Origin of the sequence: Caballeronia sp. INML1 (assembly GCF_023631085.1) — a bacterium.
GTDB lineage: Bacteria > Pseudomonadota > Gammaproteobacteria > Burkholderiales > Burkholderiaceae > Caballeronia > Caballeronia turbans.
On sequence record NZ_JALQDT010000038.1, the window covers coordinates 51,589 to 68,402 of the forward strand.

At 61.8% G+C, this 16,814-nt stretch carries 15 protein-coding genes; 5 read left to right on the forward strand and 10 right to left on the reverse strand.

The features are described from left to right. Window positions 1–161: 161 nt before the first annotated feature. Window positions 162–2,576 carry a penicillin-binding protein 1A gene (locus tag NCR38_RS12245; RefSeq protein WP_061120206.1) on the forward strand — a complete coding sequence of 805 codons (2,415 nt, stop codon included), beginning with the start codon at window positions 162–164 and terminating at the stop codon, window positions 2,574–2,576. A gap of 54 nt (window positions 2,577–2,630) precedes the next feature. On the opposite strand, the gene cyaY is transcribed toward NCR38_RS12245, so the two are convergent. Next, the gene (gene cyaY, locus NCR38_RS12250; RefSeq protein WP_250477162.1) at window positions 2,631–2,948 is read right to left on the reverse strand and encodes an iron donor protein CyaY; all 318 of its coding nucleotides are present in this window, start codon (window positions 2,946–2,948) and stop codon (window positions 2,631–2,633) included. 35 nt (window positions 2,949–2,983) lie between these two features. On the opposite strand from cyaY, the gene lptM reads away from it, so the two are divergent. Together lptM and lysA are read left to right on the forward strand one after the other, a co-directional pair. Next, window positions 2,984–3,268, forward strand: a complete 285-nt coding sequence (gene lptM, locus NCR38_RS12255; RefSeq protein WP_061120208.1) for an LPS translocon maturation chaperone LptM — start codon at window positions 2,984–2,986, stop codon at window positions 3,266–3,268. Between the two features lie 45 nt (window positions 3,269–3,313). Further along, window positions 3,314–4,576 (forward strand): diaminopimelate decarboxylase, encoded by a 1,263-nt coding sequence (lysA, locus tag NCR38_RS12260; protein ID WP_061120209.1) that lies wholly within the window; start codon window positions 3,314–3,316, stop codon window positions 4,574–4,576. A gap of 46 nt (window positions 4,577–4,622) precedes the next feature. Here the strand turns inward: lysA and msrQ are convergent, their stop codons facing one another. The 5 genes from msrQ to NCR38_RS12285 form a co-directional block, all read right to left on the reverse strand. Then, window positions 4,623–5,273: a protein-methionine-sulfoxide reductase heme-binding subunit MsrQ gene (gene msrQ, locus NCR38_RS12265; protein ID WP_250477163.1), complete on the reverse strand. Its 651-nt coding sequence runs from the start codon at window positions 5,271–5,273 to the stop codon at window positions 4,623–4,625. Between the two features lie 3 nt (window positions 5,274–5,276). Next, window positions 5,277–6,266 carry a protein-methionine-sulfoxide reductase catalytic subunit MsrP gene (msrP, locus tag NCR38_RS12270; RefSeq protein WP_061120211.1) on the reverse strand — a complete coding sequence of 330 codons (990 nt, stop codon included), beginning with the start codon at window positions 6,264–6,266 and terminating at the stop codon, window positions 5,277–5,279. Window positions 6,267–6,413: 147 nt separating this feature from the next. After that, complete coding sequence (ccsB, locus tag NCR38_RS12275) at window positions 6,414–7,616, reverse strand: c-type cytochrome biogenesis protein CcsB (protein WP_061120212.1); 1,203 nt, start codon at window positions 7,614–7,616, stop codon at window positions 6,414–6,416. A gap of 4 nt (window positions 7,617–7,620) precedes the next feature. Next, entirely contained in the window at window positions 7,621–9,852 is a 2,232-nt protein-coding gene (locus NCR38_RS12280; RefSeq protein WP_250477164.1) for a cytochrome c biogenesis protein ResB, read from the reverse strand. A 176-nt stretch (window positions 9,853–10,028) separates the two neighbouring features. Beyond that, window positions 10,029–10,697, reverse strand: coding sequence for a cytochrome c (locus tag NCR38_RS12285; protein WP_061120214.1), 669 nt, complete (start codon window positions 10,695–10,697; stop codon window positions 10,029–10,031). 302 nt (window positions 10,698–10,999) lie between these two features. Here NCR38_RS12285 and yihA point away from each other — a divergent pair, with 302 nt between their 5' ends. Together yihA and hemB are read left to right on the forward strand one after the other, a co-directional pair. Then, window positions 11,000–11,662: a ribosome biogenesis GTP-binding protein YihA/YsxC gene (gene yihA, locus NCR38_RS12290; RefSeq protein WP_061120215.1), complete on the forward strand. Its 663-nt coding sequence runs from the start codon at window positions 11,000–11,002 to the stop codon at window positions 11,660–11,662. Window positions 11,663–11,918: 256 nt separating this feature from the next. Beyond that, window positions 11,919–12,917, forward strand: coding sequence for a porphobilinogen synthase (gene hemB / locus NCR38_RS12295; protein WP_061120216.1), 999 nt, complete (start codon window positions 11,919–11,921; stop codon window positions 12,915–12,917). Window positions 12,918–12,968: 51 nt separating this feature from the next. On the opposite strand, the gene dsbD is transcribed toward hemB, so the two are convergent. From dsbD to NCR38_RS12315, 4 genes are all read right to left on the reverse strand, one after another. Next, window positions 12,969–14,801 carry a protein-disulfide reductase DsbD gene (gene dsbD / locus NCR38_RS12300; protein ID WP_250477165.1) on the reverse strand — a complete coding sequence of 611 codons (1,833 nt, stop codon included), beginning with the start codon at window positions 14,799–14,801 and terminating at the stop codon, window positions 12,969–12,971. Continuing rightward, window positions 14,794–15,126: a divalent-cation tolerance protein CutA gene (gene cutA, locus NCR38_RS12305; RefSeq protein WP_061120236.1), complete on the reverse strand. Its 333-nt coding sequence runs from the start codon at window positions 15,124–15,126 to the stop codon at window positions 14,794–14,796. The genes dsbD and cutA overlap by 8 nt, the downstream gene beginning before the upstream one ends. 151 nt (window positions 15,127–15,277) lie before the next feature. Continuing rightward, window positions 15,278–15,673 carry a 50S ribosomal protein L17 gene (gene rplQ, locus NCR38_RS12310; protein ID WP_061120218.1) on the reverse strand — a complete coding sequence of 132 codons (396 nt, stop codon included), beginning with the start codon at window positions 15,671–15,673 and terminating at the stop codon, window positions 15,278–15,280. Window positions 15,674–15,812: 139 nt separating this feature from the next. Beyond that, entirely contained in the window at window positions 15,813–16,790 is a 978-nt protein-coding gene (locus tag NCR38_RS12315; RefSeq protein WP_014192467.1) for a DNA-directed RNA polymerase subunit alpha, read from the reverse strand. Window positions 16,791–16,814 lie beyond the last annotated feature (24 nt).

A 16,814-nucleotide genomic window follows, 5' to 3' on the forward strand; every position in this document is an offset into this window, starting at 1 on the left:
CTCGGCCAAACGGCCAACGCTCACGATAGAAGGATGCTTACGTGCACGATCGCGCGTATCTTGAAGACAGCGGCAGGCGCACGTAAGCGACGTGCTGAAAGGCTTCAGAAAAGTCTCAAATCGGGACAGCTATAATCGCGTGACCGTTTTTGGTGGTGCCAATGCAATCCTCTTCCCCGTCCAACCCGTCGTCCACGCCGCCCGAGAGGCCCAACAAATCCAGGCGCCCGTGGTGGGCGCGGCTCATGCTCGGATTTTTCGTCAGCCTGTTCGCGCTCGTCGTCTGCGCGGGTCTCGTGCTCGGCTACGCGCTCGTCGTCGCGATGCCGAACCTGCCTTCCCTCGAAGCGCTCACTGATTACAAGCCTAAGGTGCCGCTGCGCATCTATACGGCGGATCACGTCCTGATCGGTGAATTCGGCGTGGAGCGACGCAGCGTCGTGCGCATCCAGGACGTGCCCGATCATCTGAAAAAAGCCGTGCTCGCCATCGAGGACTCGCGTTTCTACGATCACGGCGGCGTCGATCTCACCGGCATTCTGCGTGCGGGATCGGTCGCGCTGACCAACGGCCACGCGTCGCAAGGCGCGAGCACGATCACGATGCAGGTCGCGCGCAACTTCTTCCTGTCGAGCGAGAAGACCTACACGCGCAAGATTTACGAAATGCTGCTCGCGTACAAGATAGAGCGCGCGCTGACGAAGGATCAGATTCTCGAGGTCTATATGAATCAGATCTATCTCGGCCAACGCGCCTACGGTTTCGCGAGCGCGGCGCGAGTCTACTTCGGCAAGGATCTGAAGGACGTCACGCTCGCCGAGGCCGCGATGCTCGCGGGCCTGCCGAAGGCGCCGTCGGCGTATAACCCGGTCGTCAATCCGAAGCGCGCGAAAGTGCGGCAGGAGTACATCCTGCAACGCATGCGCGAGCTGAATTTCATCACTCAGGCCGATTTCGAGCAGGCCGTGAAGCAGCCGCTCGTCGTGAAGGGCCAGGACCGCGAGTTCAGCGTGCACGCCGAGTACGTCGCGGAAATGGTGCGTCAGATGATGTACGCGCAATATCGCGAGGAAGCGTACACGCGCGGCCTGAACGTCGTGACGACGATCGATTCCGCCGATCAGGACGCCGCCTATCGCGCGGTGCGCAAGGGCCTGATGGACTACGAGCATCGGCATGGTTATCGCGGGCCGGAAGGCTATATCGACCTGCCCTCGAACGCGGATGACCGCGAGCAGGCCATCGACGATGCGCTCGCCGAGCATCCCGACAACGGCGAGATCGTCGCGGCCGTGGTGACGTCGGCGAATCCGAAGGAAGTGAAGGCGAGCTTCATCGACGGCAATACGGCGACCATCACCGGCAGCGATCTGCGCTTCGTCCAGTACGCGCTGAGCTCGCGCGCGCAGCCGAATTCGCGCATCCGCCCGGGCGCGATCGTGCGTCTCGTGAAGGACGACGACGGCAATTGGGTCATCACGCAACTGCCGCAAGTCGAAGGCGCGCTCGTGTCGATGGTGCCGCAGGACGGCGCGATCCGGGCACTCGTCGGCGGCTTCGACTTCAACAAGAACAAGTTCAATCACGTCACGCAGGCATGGCGTCAGCCGGGTTCGAGCTTCAAGCCGTTCATCTATTCGGCATCGCTCGAGAAAGGTCTTTCCCCCGCGACGATCATCAACGATGGCCCGCTGTTCTTCAGCGCCGCCGAGACCGGCGGCCAGGCGTGGGAGCCGAAGAACTACGGCGGCGGCTTCGACGGGCCGATGTCGATGCGCTCCGCGCTGCAACGCTCGAAGAACATGGTGTCGATCCGCATCCTGAGTCATATCGGCACGAAATACGCGCAGCAGTACATCACGCACTTCGGTTTCGATGCGGACCGTCATCCCGCCTATCTGCCGATGGCGCTGGGCGCGGGCCTCGTCACGCCGTTGCAGATGGCGGCCGGCTATGCGGTGTTCGCGAACGGCGGTTATCGCGTGAATCCGTACCTGATCGCCGATATCACCGATCCGTACGGCCGCGTCGTATCGCACCCGCAACCGCTCGTCGCGCAGCAAACCGCGCCGCTCGCGATCACGCCGCGCAACGCGTTCGTGATGAACAGCCTTCTGCAGAGCGTCGCGCAGCACGGCACGGGAGCGAAAACGAATCAGTTGAAGCGCGGCGATCTCGCCGGCAAAACGGGCACGACGAACGATTCGCGCGATGCGTGGTTCGCCGGCTATCAGCGCACGCTCGTCGCGATTGCGTGGATCGGCTATGACAATCCGCGCAGCCTCGGCGACAAGGAAACCGGCGGCGGGCTCGCGTTGCCGGTATGGATGGATTACATGGGCAAGGCCCTTAAGGGCGTGCCCGAGTACAAGCCGATGATGCCGCCCGATATCACGTCGCTCGGCAACGAGCTGTACTTCGACGACATGACGCCGGGGCACGGCTTCGTCGCGACCATCGGCGTGAGTCAGGCGCCGCCGCAGGAAGGTGTGTCCGGTGTGACGACGACGGCGCCGACGCCCGAAGTCGGCGAACAGGAAAAGCAGGACATCATGAATCTGTTCAAGGGGCAATAACCACGCCCTTGCAACGTGTGAAGCGAGCGGACCACGCGGTCCGCCCGCTTTTTTTTATGCCTTGAACCGGATCGGCTCGCCGGCCTGTTCGCTCGAATATTTGCTCAGCGTGGCAAAGAATTCGCTGTTGTCGCGCGTGTCGCGCCAGGCGCCGTTTACGTACTTGTAATGGAAACCACCCGCCTTGGCCGCCAGCCAGATCTCATGTTTCGGCGGTTGCAGGTTCACGATCACCTTGGTGCGATTCTCGAACTCCAGCGTCAAAACATTGCCGCTGCGCTCGAATTCGATATCGGCCTCGGCGGCGTCCACCGAGCGCTCGATGGCGCTCAGCGCGGCCTCCGCCAGCGTCAGGTATTCCTGGTCTGTCATGCTAAACTCCATCGATTAAACGTATAGGGACGGTCATGCGAGTCGTTTTCAGGATGAGCGCGATTGTAGCGGCTTTGAGCATCGGCGCCGCAGCAACGATCACGCTCGGCGGTTGTGGGCAACGTGGTCCGCTTTATCTGCCGCAGGTACCTCCGCTACCGCAACGTCCCAACGATCTCCAGAATACGCCGCCTTCGAATGTCGCTCCGGGCAACGTTCCGGATACGTCGGGACAGCCCCTGTCGCTCTCGCCCGAGACCGACCTCAAGACCAGCCCCGACGCCACATCGGCGCCCAAAGCCGCGTCGTCCGCTTACTGATCCTCGATCCTTGATGCCTTCACGGGCGCATTTTCGATTCCACGCATGAGTGATTCCGCATTCCACTACGTCGACGGCGTGCTGCACGCTGAAGGCGTCTCAGCCGCGTCGCTCGCGGAGCAGTTCGGCACGCCGCTCTATGTCTATTCCCGCGATGCGCTGACGCGCGCCTATCACGCCTACGCCGATGCATGCGCGGGCCGTCGCGCGACGGTCCACGTCGCGGTGAAGGCGAACAGCAATCTCGCGGTGCTCAACGTGTTCGCGCGCATGGGCGCGGGCTTCGACATCGTGTCGTCGGGCGAACTCGCGCGGGTGCTCGCGGCGGGCGGCAAGGCGGAAAACACGGTGTTTTCGGGCGTCGGCAAATCGGCGGCGGAAATGCGCGAGGCGCTCGAAGCGGGCGTGAAGTGCTTCAACGTCGAGTCGATTCCCGAGTTGCACGCGTTGAACGAAGTCGCGACATCGCTCGGCAAGAAAGCGCCGGTTTCATTGCGCGTGAATCCCGATGTCGATGCGAAGACGCATCCGTACATCTCAACGGGCCTCAAATCGAACAAGTTCGGCGTCGCGTTCAGCGATGCCCGCGCGACCTACGCGCAAGCGCATGCGATGCCGAACCTCGATGTCGTCGGCATCGATTGCCACATCGGCTCGCAGATCACCGAGATCAGTCCGTATCTCGATGCCGTCGACAAGCTGCTCGAACTCGTCGAGCAGATCGAAGCGGACGGCATGAACATTCGCCACGTTGATGTGGGCGGCGGTCTAGGCATCACCTATGACGACGAAACGCCGCCCGATATCGGCGAGTTCGTGAAGACGGTGCTCGATCACATCGAGAAGCGCGGCCACGGTCAGCGTGAAGTGTATTTCGAGCCGGGACGTTCACTCGTCGGCAATGCCGGCGTGCTGTTGACGCGCGTCGAGTTTCTGAAGCCGGGCGAGGAAAAGAACTTTGCCATCGTCGATGCGGCGATGAACGATCTCGCACGTCCCGCGATGTACGAGGCGTTTCATCGCATCGTGCCGGTCGTGAAGCGCGACGCACAGGCGCACAAGTACGATGTCGTCGGTCCGGTGTGCGAGAGCGGCGACTGGCTCGGTCGCGACCGTGAACTGGCCATCGAACCGGGCGACCTGCTCGCGATCTGCTCCGCGGGCGCGTACGGCTTCGTGATGAGCTCGAACTACAACACGCGTCCGCGCGCGGCCGAAATCATGGTCGACGGCGAACGCGCGCGTCTCGTGCGCGAACGTGAAGAAGTGAAGCAGTTGTTCGCCGGGGAATCGGTTCTGCCGGACTGAAGCTTCGCGGGCTTCAACAAAAAGCGATGCCTCGGCATCGCTTTTTTTATGCGCGCCGTCGTGTCGTTCGCGTTCGAAGCCACGCGATCACGCGCCAGCCCAGCAACACGATCACGATCGAACCGTAGATCTTCGGCAGTTCGAAATCGTGCTTGCCCGCCTTCATCCACCAGAAATGCAGGATCGCGAGCGCGGCGATCAGATAGATCGCCCGATGCAAGGTCTGCCAGCGGCGGCCGAGCTTTCTCGCGATGGCTTTGGGCGACGTGACCGCAAGCGGAATCAGCAGCACGAACGCCGCGAAGCCGACCGTGATGAACGGCCGCTTGCCGATGTCCTTCAGCATCGCGGCGACATCGAACCATTTGTCGAACCAGATATATGTCGTGAAGTGCAGCACGGCGAAAAAGAAGGCGTACAGCCCGATCATCCGGCGAAAGCGCGCGAGTGCCGTGATGCCGGTCATGCGGCGCACCGGTGTGATCGCCAGCGTGATGCACAGATAGACGAGCGTCCAGAGGCCGGTCGAACGCGTGATGAATTCGATCGGATTTGCGCCCAGGCCGCCCGTCATGCCCAGCACCACGAGACGCGCGAGCGGAAACAGCATCGCGATGAACACGGCGACCTTCGCGGGAACAAGCCAGCGAATGCCCGCGTTTGCCCGCGCGCCTTTGATCTCGGAAACGGTCGGCATCGTTCAGAAGTTCTTCTTGAGATCCATGCCCTGATACAGCGACGCGACCTGGTCGCCGTAGCCGTTGAACATGAGCGTCTTGCGCTTCGGCGAAAAGAAGCCGTCCTCGCCGATGCGCCGCTCGGTCGCCTGACTCCAGCGCGGATGATCGACGTTCGGATTCACGTTCGAATAGAAGCCGTATTCGCTGGGCGCGTAGAGGTTCCAGCTTGTAGGCGGCTGCTTCTCGACGAAGCGGATCTTCACGAGCGACTTCGCGCTCTTGAAGCCGTACTTCCACGGCACGACCACGCGCACCGGCGCGCCGTTCTGGTTCGGCAGCACCTGGCCGTACAACCCGACGGTCAGGAGCGTGAGCGGATTCATCGCCTCGTCCATGCGCAGACCTTCCGAGTAGGGCCATTCGAGAATCGGCGTCGAGAGTCCCGGCATCTGCGACGGATCGGCGAGCGTGATGAACTGCACGTACTTCGCGCTGCCCGTCGGCTCAGCCCGCTTGATGAGCTCGGACAAGGACACGCCGATCCACGGAATCACCATCGACCAGCCTTCGACGCAGCGCAACCGGTACACACGCTCCTCGAGCGGCGCGAGCTTCAGGATGTCGTCGATGTCGTAGACCTTCGGGTTCTTGATCGCGCCTTCGACTGACACCTTCCACGGACGCGGACGCAGCGTGCCCGCGTGCTCGACGGGATCGCCCTTATCGGTGCCGAACTCGTAGAAGTTGTTATAGGTCGTGATGTCCTTGAACGACGTCGCCTTGTCCAGCGCGACGAACTTCGGATTGATTTTCGCCGCGAGCTTCTGGCCGTTGGCATCCGGCGACGTGAGCGTCGCGTGGGCGAGACCGCTCGCGCCGGCGAGTCCCGTCGCGGCGAACGCGCCGATCGAGCGCAGCGCGCGTCGACGATTCTCGAACACCTCGCGCGGCGTGATTTCATGACCCGCGATGTCGTCACCGTATAGCTGACGATTTCTTCTGATAAACATGTGCGCTCCTTCTATTGCGACGCGTAAGGCATCGCTGCTGAATGCTCATAGGTGGAAAACAGCAGTCTGGATGCCAGTATTCCACCGCAAAACGAAAAAAAACCGCCAGCGCGATGCATGGCGGTTTTTCACAGTCGGCTCAACCGATCAGAGCTTGCCGTAGCTATGCAACCCCGACAGGAACATGTTCACGCCGAGGAACGCGAACGTCGTGACGATCAGGCCAGTCAGCGCCCACCATGCCGCCGCCGCGCCACGCAGCCCCTTCATGAGGCGCATATGCAGCCACGCCGCGTAATTCAGCCATACGATCAGTGCCCACGTTTCCTTCGGGTCCCAGCTCCAGTAACCGCCCCAGGCTTCCGCGGCCCACAGCGCGCCGAGAATCGTCGCGATGGTGAAGAACGCGAAACCGACGGCGATCGACTTGTACATCACGTCGTCGAGGACTTCGAGGGACGGGAGGCGGTCCGCCATGAAGCCGCGCTGTTTCGCGAGATACGCGACGGAAACCATCGCCGAGAGCGCGAAGCTGCCATAACCGATGAAGTTCGCCGGCACGTGGATCTTCATCCACCAGCTTTGCAGCGCGGGCACGAGCGGTTGAATCTGCTGCGCGTCGCGAGCGATCGAATACCACATCAGGAATCCGACAGCCGCGCTGATCACGAGCAGCACGAACGCGCCCATCTGCCGCGTCGAATAGTGCTGTTCGTAGTAGAGATAGAAGAGCGCCGTGATCAGGCAGAACAGCACGAACACTTCATACAGATTCGAGATCGGAATATGGCCGACGTCCGAGCCGATCATGTACGACTCGTACCAGCGCACCATCAGACCGGTGAAGCCCATCAGCACCGCGACCCACGTCATGCGCGAGCCGATCGCGCCGCCGGTCTGCGAGCGCGTCACCAGACCGATCCAGTAAAAGAGCGTCGCGAGGATGAAAAGCGCGCTCATCCATAGAATCGCGGATTGGCTGGACAGGAAGTATTTGAGGAAGAAGTTGGTGTCGGCGCGCGCCAGATCGTGCTGGTAAAGCTGGATCGACGACAGCGCGAGCACTGCGATCATCGCGATCAGCAGGCGAACCGGTTTCCAGCGCCATCCCAGCACGACGAACGTAGGCACCGCGCCGACCAGCACCGCCGTGTCGTACACGTCCATGTATGCGTGATAGCGGTTCAGCGCGAAACCCGCGCCTGCGACCATCGCGAGGGCGAAGAGCCAGTCGATCGGCGTCAGCCGGCGCAGGAACGGACGATCGTCGAACACGGCGACATCGGGAAGGCCCGATGCCGGACGTTCCGTTTTGGCGGAGGCGTGTGAGGAAGTCTGTGTGAGGTCCATGATCTTACCGTGTCGAAACTTCCGAGCTCGGAGTCTCGGATTGCGAGTGCGGGGGCGCACTGGATGCCGGGGACGGATCGGCCGGTTCTGCCGGCTTCGCGTCGAGCGCCGTCGCGATCTGCGCGCGCGTGCGTACGAACTCCTTCTCGAAATCGAACGTCCGGCGCGCCGTAGACATTGCCATCAGCACGCTGGCGCCGCCCTGTCCTGCATCTTTGAGCCAGAACCAGAGCCGGCGTTCGCGGACGTAGAACATCGAGAAAATCCCGACCACCAGCAGAAGGCTGCCAAGATACACCAGATTTTTACCCGGCGCGCGCGTCAACTGGAATACCGAAGCTTGCACCTGCCTGAAGTTGTCCAGTTGCAGAAAGACGGGCGAACCGTACAGAAAGCTGTCGGAAAGCGCGTTGATGGACGCCTGAACGAACGCGGAGTTCTTGTCATCCACTTTAGCGTCGGGCTGGCCGTTTTGCTCTCGGGAAATCTGCCATACGTCCCACATCGCGCCTTCGAGCATGCGCATCAAAAGGCCCGCGGCTTTTTCCTGCTCACCCTTCGGCACCGAGCGGTCGATGAACGTCGCGATGCTCTGAAAGCCGCCAATCATCTGGGGATTCGTCGTCGCCTTGCCTGTTTCGTCAACGCCGGCGAAGAGATTCAGCACGCGAACCGCGCTTTCTTCCAGATGTTCCTGCAATTCGCGGTTTTCCTGCGGTACCGAGCGCAACGCGAAACGATGCGCGGCTGCGGCGCGCGTCGCGGGCGTGGCAAGCGCGGCGCGCAGGTCCATCCACTGTTTGATCGTGCCCTGTTCGTCGGCGGGAATGCGCAAGTAGCGGAATGGATCGTTCGGGCTCACGCGCATGCCCGCGAGGAACATGCGCTGCCCGCTCACGTCGACCGGCAGCATGTAATTGCTGTACTCGCGCGCCTGACCGTCCGTACCCCGCACCTTGTATTGCACCGAAGGGCCGATGTTGCGTAGATCCGTCGGCTTCGAGGTCTTCGCGCCGGAGCCGAGACGCTCGTCGAACGCGTCGCGCAGCGTTTCCTGCTTGCCGACGCCGCGCGCGTCCGGCGCGCCGCTGCCGTCTGTCATGTTCTCGACGTTGATCGCGCGGAAATCCGTGAACTCGACGGTTTCACCCTGCGCGCCGGTGAACTGCGTGCCGATGGGCGACGTGCCGCCGATCGTGCCGTTGAAAGGCTCGGTCTTCGCGCTGCCGCCGGCCATCGGCCACGCGGTCATTTCGAGCTTCGAGCCGCCGTCCTGAAAGCTCGACTGATAGATCGAGATGCCGTCGTACGTGAACGGCTTGTTCACCTCGACGCGCGCCGGAATGCGCTTGCCCGTCTTGTGATCGATCACGACGATGTCGCTCGCGAAGAGCTTCGGCATGCCGGTCGAGTAGTAATCGACGATGAACTTGTTCAACTGAATCGAGAAGGGCAGATCCTGAATGATCGAGCCGTCCTGCTGATTCAGGATCGCCGTGCCGACGTTTTGCCCTTCCGGCACCCACGCGTAGCCGCGGAAAGTCGGGTTCGACGTCGAAAGACGATGCTCGCGCGGAATGTCGTTGATGACGGCGTTGCTGTTGATCGGCGTCTTGTTGAACATCCACATCTGCAATTTGATGGGCAGATTGCTGTCGAGCAGCCCTCCGATACAGATCACGACGATCGCGACGTGCGCCGAGATATAGCCGATCTTCGTCATCGCGCCGCGCTTGCCGGCGATGAGCGTCGCGCCGTTGTCGGTCTGGCGCGTGACGGTGCGGTAGCCCATCTTCGCGGCGAGCCGCTCGAGCGTCGCGGCTGTCTGCGCGCGGTTCGTCGAAACCGTGAATTCGCCCTTGTGATGGAATGCGCGCAGGCCGCCTTCATGCACGCGATCCTTCCAGCTCTTGAGGTCCGCGATCATCTTCGGGCTATTGCGCACGACGCACAGCGACACCGAAATCACGAGGAAGATCAGGATGAGCATGAACCACCACGCGCTGTACACGTTGTAGAGGCTCAGGCCGCGGAAGATGTCGGCCCAGAACGGACCGAACTGATTCACGTAGTTGGGATACGGGTCTTCTTGCGTGAGCACCGTACCGATGATGCTCGCGATCGCCAGAATGACGAGCAACGCGATGGCGAAGCGCATCGAACTGACGAGTTCGACGAAATGCCGGATGGCCCGACGGGCCGACTTCGACTGCAAACTCGATGTGGTGACGCTCATTCAAACTCCGGCTGGACAGCAAAAAAGGGTGGAGACGCTGGCGGTCTCATCGACCGACGTCCCACCCTTTTCTTGTTCTCGCGCCGGCCTTCTCGGATCTTCCCGGGACCGGCTTCGTAGTATGGGCGATTCCCGCGATTGCCGCCGGGAACCGCTGGACGCTGACTGCTGCGCGCTTAATGCAAGCCGGCGATGTAGTCGGCAACCGCCTTCATCTCCGCTTCGTTCAGGCGCGAGGAAATCTGGTGCATCGGCTCACTGTTGGCGCGTTGTCCCGATGCGAAGGCGTTCAACTGTGCCACCGTGTAGTCGCCCCACTGCCACGACAGCCGCGGATACTGCACCGGAATGCCCATGCCGGTCGCACCGTGGCAAGCCGCGCACGCTGGCACGCCCTTGTCCGCGATGCCGCCGCGGTAAATTTTCTGACCCAGCGCGACGTCGTTCTTGTCACGCGCGTAGTTCGGCTTGGCATTCTGCGACGCGAAATACGCCGCGACGTTCACCATGTCCTGATCCGACAGCGCGCCCGCAATGCCCGCCATGATCGGATTGTTGCGCGCCGGCGCCTTCGCGCCCGGCTGCGTCTTGTAATCCTTCAACTGCTTGACGATGTATTCGGCGTGCTGCCCCGCGAGTTTCGGAAACGCGGCGCCGGCGCTGTTGCCGTCCGCTGCGTGACACGCCGCGCACACCTGGGTCGCGATGGCCTGGCCTCGCGCCACATCCGGCTTCGCCGCTTGGGCAGGCTCCGCCGCATTCACCGACACCGCTAGTCCACTCAAACCCGCACCGAAAGCCGCCGCTGCTCGAATCACCACCAGAGACCTGTACAGTCGGTTCATTCGCGTACCCTGTTTTTCGTCTTGTGAGAATGTGAGGTTCTGCAAAAAACGACGGCGACCGATTATCGCCGCAAGATACCCGAACTCGCTGAACGAAGAGGCTCAAAAAGTGCCCCGAAAACTGTCTCGCTCCTCTGTGGGTGCCGCCTGCGGCCTGGGTCTTGCGTGCCCGTGCTGGTCTTTAAAAATCCGTCGTATTGTACAATAACCCGCTCCACGCAAAGACGCCAGTCGGGGCATGCCCAGTATTTGCCGGGTTCTCAAGGCTTGAAGTTTTCGCAGCTCTTTCGATTGGGCCCGCCATGTCATTTCTGCTTCACCAATCCCGCTTCTTCACGACCGTCAATCATTTGCGCGATCTGCCGCCGACGCCGCAGCCCGAAATCGCGTTCGGGGGACGCTCGAACGCTGGAAAATCGACGGCCATCAACATTCTGTGCAACCAGAAGCGGCTCGCGTTCGCCAGTAAGACGCCGGGACGCACGCAGCACATCAACTACTTCTCCGTAGGGCCGGAAGCCGCGCCGACCGGCTATCTCGTCGATCTTCCCGGCTACGGTTACGCCGAAGTGCCGGGCGCCGCGAAGGAGCACTGGCAGCGTCTGTTGTCGACTTACCTCCAGAGCCGAGCTCAACTACGCGGCATGATCCTGATGATGGATTCGCGCCGGCCGCTTACCGACCTCGATCGCATCATGATCGACTGGTTCGCGCCGACCGGAAAGCCGATTCACGCGCTGCTCACAAAATGCGACAAATTGACGCGACAGGAGATGACCAACGCCCTGCGCGCAACGAAGAAGTCGCTGGCCGAATACAAGGATGCGGGCTATCGCGGCGAACTCACGGTGCAACTCTTCTCCGCGCTCAAGCGCACTGGACTCGAAGAAGCGCACGAACAGATCGAAAGCTGGCTGATGCCCGGGGAAGCCGGCGAGAACGCGTCACAAGACGCAGCCGGATGAAACGTCGCGAGCACGCGGCGGCATAAAAAAACCCGCCGCATGACGGCGGGTTAACAGCCTAATCGAACATCGACAGGCACCCGCTCAGGGAGGAGAAGCGGGGAGTCCGGCGGCAAGCGCCTCGCTCGATCGGTATGATATACCATTGTCTCAAAACGGTTTCAGACGCGTCCAAGTGCTTGTTCGGCAAGGATTTACGCATTTCAGAAAGCCGTTTTTTCGATCTCCCGAAGACCATTCCAATTCGAGTCAAGACATGAGCTTCTACCCCCACCATCGCCCGCGCCGGATGCGCCGGGATGACTTCTCACGCCGTCTGATGCGCGAGAACCTCCTCACGACGAACGACCTCATTTATCCGGTGTTCATCGTCGAAGGCACGAATGTGCGCCAAGCGGTGCCGTCGATGCCGGGCGTCGAGCGCACATCCGTCGATCTCCTCATGAAGGTCGCCGAGCAGTGCGTCGAACTGGGTGTGCCGGTGCTGTCGCTCTTTCCGGCGATCGAGCCGTCGATCAAAACGCCGGATGGCCGCGAAGCCACGAATCCGGAAGGTCTTATTCCGCGCGCCGTGCGCGAGCTGAAAAAAAACTTCCCGATGCTCGGCGTGCTGACGGACGTCGCGCTCGATCCGTACACGAGCCACGGCCAGGACGGCGTGCTCGACGAGGAAGGCTACGTGAAGAACGACGAAACGAGCGAAATTCTCGTCGAGCAGGCGCGCACGCAGGCGGAAGCGGGTGTCGATATCGTGGCGCCGTCGGACATGATGGACGGTCGCATCGGTGCGATCCGCGAGATGCTCGAAAGTGAGAACCACATCCACACGCGCATCATGGCGTACGCGGCGAAGTACGCGTCGGCCTTCTACGGCCCGTTCCGCGACGCAGTCGGCTCGGCCGCGAATCTCGGCAAGGGCAACAAAATGACGTATCAGATGGACCCGGCCAACTCCGATGAAGCGATGCGCGAAGTGCGCATGGACATCGAGGAAGGCGCGGACATGGTGATGGTCAAGCCGGGCATGCCGTATCTCGACATCGTGCGCCGCGTGAAGGACGAATTCCGCTTCCCGACGTACGCGTATCAGGTCAGCGGCGAGTACGCGATGATCAAGGCCGCGTCGCAAAACGGCTGGATCGACCACGACAAGGTGATGATGGAAGCGCTGCTCGCGTTCAAACGCGCGGGCGCGGATGGCGTGCTGACGTATTTCGCGCTGGATGCGGCGCGGATTCTGCGGGCGTCGAAGTGAGTCTCTGAGTGGCGATATGAAGAGGGCGATGCTCGATGCATCGCCCTCTTTTTATCCGTTCGACGTCCCGACCCGGTCGAGACTCTTCAGGAAAGTATCGGCCGATTCGTACCCGACCACGCGGGCGACTTCGTTGCCTTGCGCATCGAAGAAGATGATGCCCGGCGGCCCGAAAAGCTTGAAGCGCTTGAGAAGCGCCTGGTCGTCCGCGTTGTTGGCGGTCACGTCGGCGCGCAGAAGTTTCAACTGCGCGAGCCGCGCTTGCACGCGGGAATCGGAGAAAGTCAGCTTCTCCATCTCCTTGCAGGAGACGCACCAATCGGCGTAGAAGTCGAGCATCGCAGGTCGCGCGGCGGCCTTCACGGCGGAATCCAGCTCCGCCGACGAACGCACCAGCGCGAACGTGGGTCCTTCCGCTTGCGCATTCGCAGACGCGGACGACGCGCCTCGGGAAGCGAGGACCGCGAGCGGACGCAGCGGATCCGTCGAACCCGCAGCAAGGCCGACGAGCAGCGTCGCGGCCCAGACCGCGAACGCCGCGGCGAGCCCGCGTCCGAGTCGTTTCCAGACGCCGACAGGCGTCGACGTGCCCGACGAGAACAATCCGAGCGATGCAGCCGCGATCAAAAGCCACAACGCCACGAGCAGCATCTGCGCGACACCGCCGATAACCGGCCACACGATCCACAGCGCGGCCGCGAGCAGGACCACGCCGAAGAACACCTTCACGCCGTCCATCCAGGCGCCCGCGCGAGGCAGGACCGATCCCGCGCCCAAGCCGATGATCAAAAGCGGCACGCCTAGCCCGATACCCATCGCGAAAAGCGCCGCGCCGCCGAGCACGGCGTTGCCGGTATGCGCGATGAATGCGAGCACCGCGAAAAGCGGCGCTGTCATGCACGCGCCGACGACGAGCGCGGATAACGCGCCCATCACCGCCACCGCCGCAAACTTGCCGCCGCTGCGCTTCTGCGACGCCTCGTTCACACCGCTTTGCCAGCGTTCGGGCAACGCGATATCGACGCCTGAAATCAGCGCGACTGCAAACGCCGCGAGCAGCAGGCCGAACGCGCCGAGCACCCAGGGATTCTGCAACCACGCGCCGAGGCTTTGTCCGATCAGCGCGGCAACGATACCGAGCACCGTGTAGACGAGCGCCATGCCGATCACATACGAAACCGACAGCGCGAACCCGCGCGAACGCGTTACGCGCGCGCCCTCTCCGACGATGATCGCGGACAGAATCGGAATCATCGGATACGAGCACGGCAAGAGGCTCAGCACCATGCCGGCCAGAAAATACATGCCGACGACCGTGAGGAATCCGCCGCCTTCGAGCATGGACTGCGCGTAGTCCGCGCTCGTTGCGCGCTCGAACCACGAACTGTCCGTGTCTGCCTTGGGGCCAGTCGGCGCGACGCCTGCCGGTTGCAGCGCGTCGCCTCTGACACGGTAGGTCTTCTCCATCGGCGGATAGCAGATGCCCTGATCCGCGCATCCTTGCGACGTCACCGCGAGTTCGAAAGGACCCTTTGCCTGCATGACGGGAATGCGGATGTGCAACTCTCCGCGATAGGTCTCGACGTCCTTGTTGAACGTCTGATCGAAGTGGACTTTGCCCGCCGGCAGTTGCGCAGCGCCGATGGTCGCATCGCCGCTCTTCACGGCGAACGCGAAGCGCTCACGGTACATGTAGTAGCCGTCGGCGATCTTGTAGCGCACGTCCACTTCGCCGGGCTTCTCCGATGCGCTGAACCTGAACGCGACATCGGGATCGAGGAAATCGTCCGCTGCGCGCGCGGCGCCCGACAGCAATGCGAACGCTGCCAGAAACAGGAACGCGCCGAAGAATCGCCGCGCGAAAAGACGGGAAAACTCACACATGAAGAGGGCGCTGCGTTTCTGCGTTGACCCACTGACCGTAGCCGGGCGATGCGTTCACCTGCCAGACGAGGATTTCGGGTGTTTCGTACGGATGCCGAGCCTCGACGAAGCGCTGCAACTCTTCGCTGCGCGCGATGCTCGTCTTGAACAACAACTGCACTTCCTGCGACGACTCCAGCGCGCCCTTCCAGTGATACTGCGAGGACACCGCGCCGAGGCTCGTCACGCACGCGGCGAGCCGCGCGTCCAGCGCAGCCTGCGCGAGCGCATCGGCCGCGGCGGCGTCAGGCAGCGTGGAAAGAATCAAAACGACAGGAACGTTCACGCGGTACTCCAAAAACGGCAGACTAGCCATCTATCGTAGCATCGGCGGCCGACACACACTTTTACGCATCGGCGCGCCGCAACGTCGCAGGCAGAAAGCAAAAAGGCCAAGCATCGAGCCTGGCCTTTCTGCTAACAGCTGGAAACGGAATTTATTCCGCTTCTTGCACTTCTTCCGCTTCTTCGACTTCCGGGCGATCCATCAACTGGACCAGCGCCATCGGGGCGTTGTCGCCGACGCGGAAACCGAACTTCAGGATGCTGAGGTAGCCGCCCGGACGGTTCGCGTAGCGCGGGCCGAGGACGTCGAACAGCTTCGCGACGGAATCACGATCGCGCAGGCGGTTGAACGCCAGACGGCGGTTCGCGAGCGACGGCTTCTTGCCGAGCGTGATGAGGGGCTCGACGACCTTGCGCAGTTCCTTGGCCTTCGGCAGCGTCGTCTTGATGACTTCGTGCTCGATGAGCGAATTGGACATATTGCGGAGCATTGCCAGACGATGGCTGCTCGTGCGGTTCAGTTTCCGCAGACCATGCTTATGACGCATTTTCAGTTCCTTTAACGAGTTTTGATCCAGCTCTTCTATTGCGCCCTACATCAGCGCACGGGCCGGTCGAAAATAAAGCAAGACGCGGATTTTAAAGCAGAATCCGCGTCTTTGCAAAGTTACGCAGCGACTTCGTCTATTACTTGTCGAGACCAGCCGGCGGCCAGTTTTCGAGCTTCATACCCAGCGTCAGACCGCGCGAAGCGAGCACTTCCTTGATTTCGTTCAGCGACTTGCGGCCCAGGTTCGGCGTCTTCAGCAGTTCGTTTTCCGTGCGCTGGATCAGATCGCCGATGTAATAGATGTTCTCGGCCTTCAGGCAGTTCGCGGAACGAACCGTGAGTTCGAGGTCATCCACCGGACGCAGGAGGATCGGATCGATCTGCGGCGCGCGCGACGGCGCTTCCGCTGCCGCTTCGGTGCCTTCGAGCGCGGCGAACACCGACAACTGGTCGACCAGAATACGAGCCGACTGGCGAATCGCTTCTTCCGGCGAAATCACGCCGTTGGTCTCGATGTTCATCACGAGCTTGTCGAGGTCGGTACGCTGTTCGACGCGCGCGCTTTCCACCGCATAACTCACGCGGCGAACCGGCGAGAACGACGCGTCCAGCACGATGCGGCCAATGATCTTCGCCGACTCTTCACCGTAACGACGCACGTTGCCCGGCACATAGCCGCGGCCCTTTTCGATCTTGATCTGAACGTCGAGCTTGCCGCCCTTCGACAGGTGTGCGACTACGTGCTCCGGGTTGATCACCTCGCAGTCGTGCGCGAGTTCGATATCGCCGGCCGTCACGAGCCCTTCGCCTTCCTTGCGCAGCGTCACCGTGACTTCATCGCGGTTGTGCAGCTTGAAGACGACGCCCTTCAGGTTCAACAGCAGGTTGACCACATCCTCTTGCACACCATCGAGCGTCGAGTATTCATGCACGACGCCTGCGATCGTCACTTCGGTCGGCGCGTAGCCGATCATCGACGACAGCAGCACGCGCCGAAGCGCGTTACCCAAGGTGTGGCCATAGCCGCGTTCGAACGGCTCCATAACCACCTTCGCATGGTTTTCACCAAGCGATTCAACTGCAATGATCTTGGGCTTCAACAAACTGGTTTGCATAGGTTTTCCTTTTCAATACCCTCG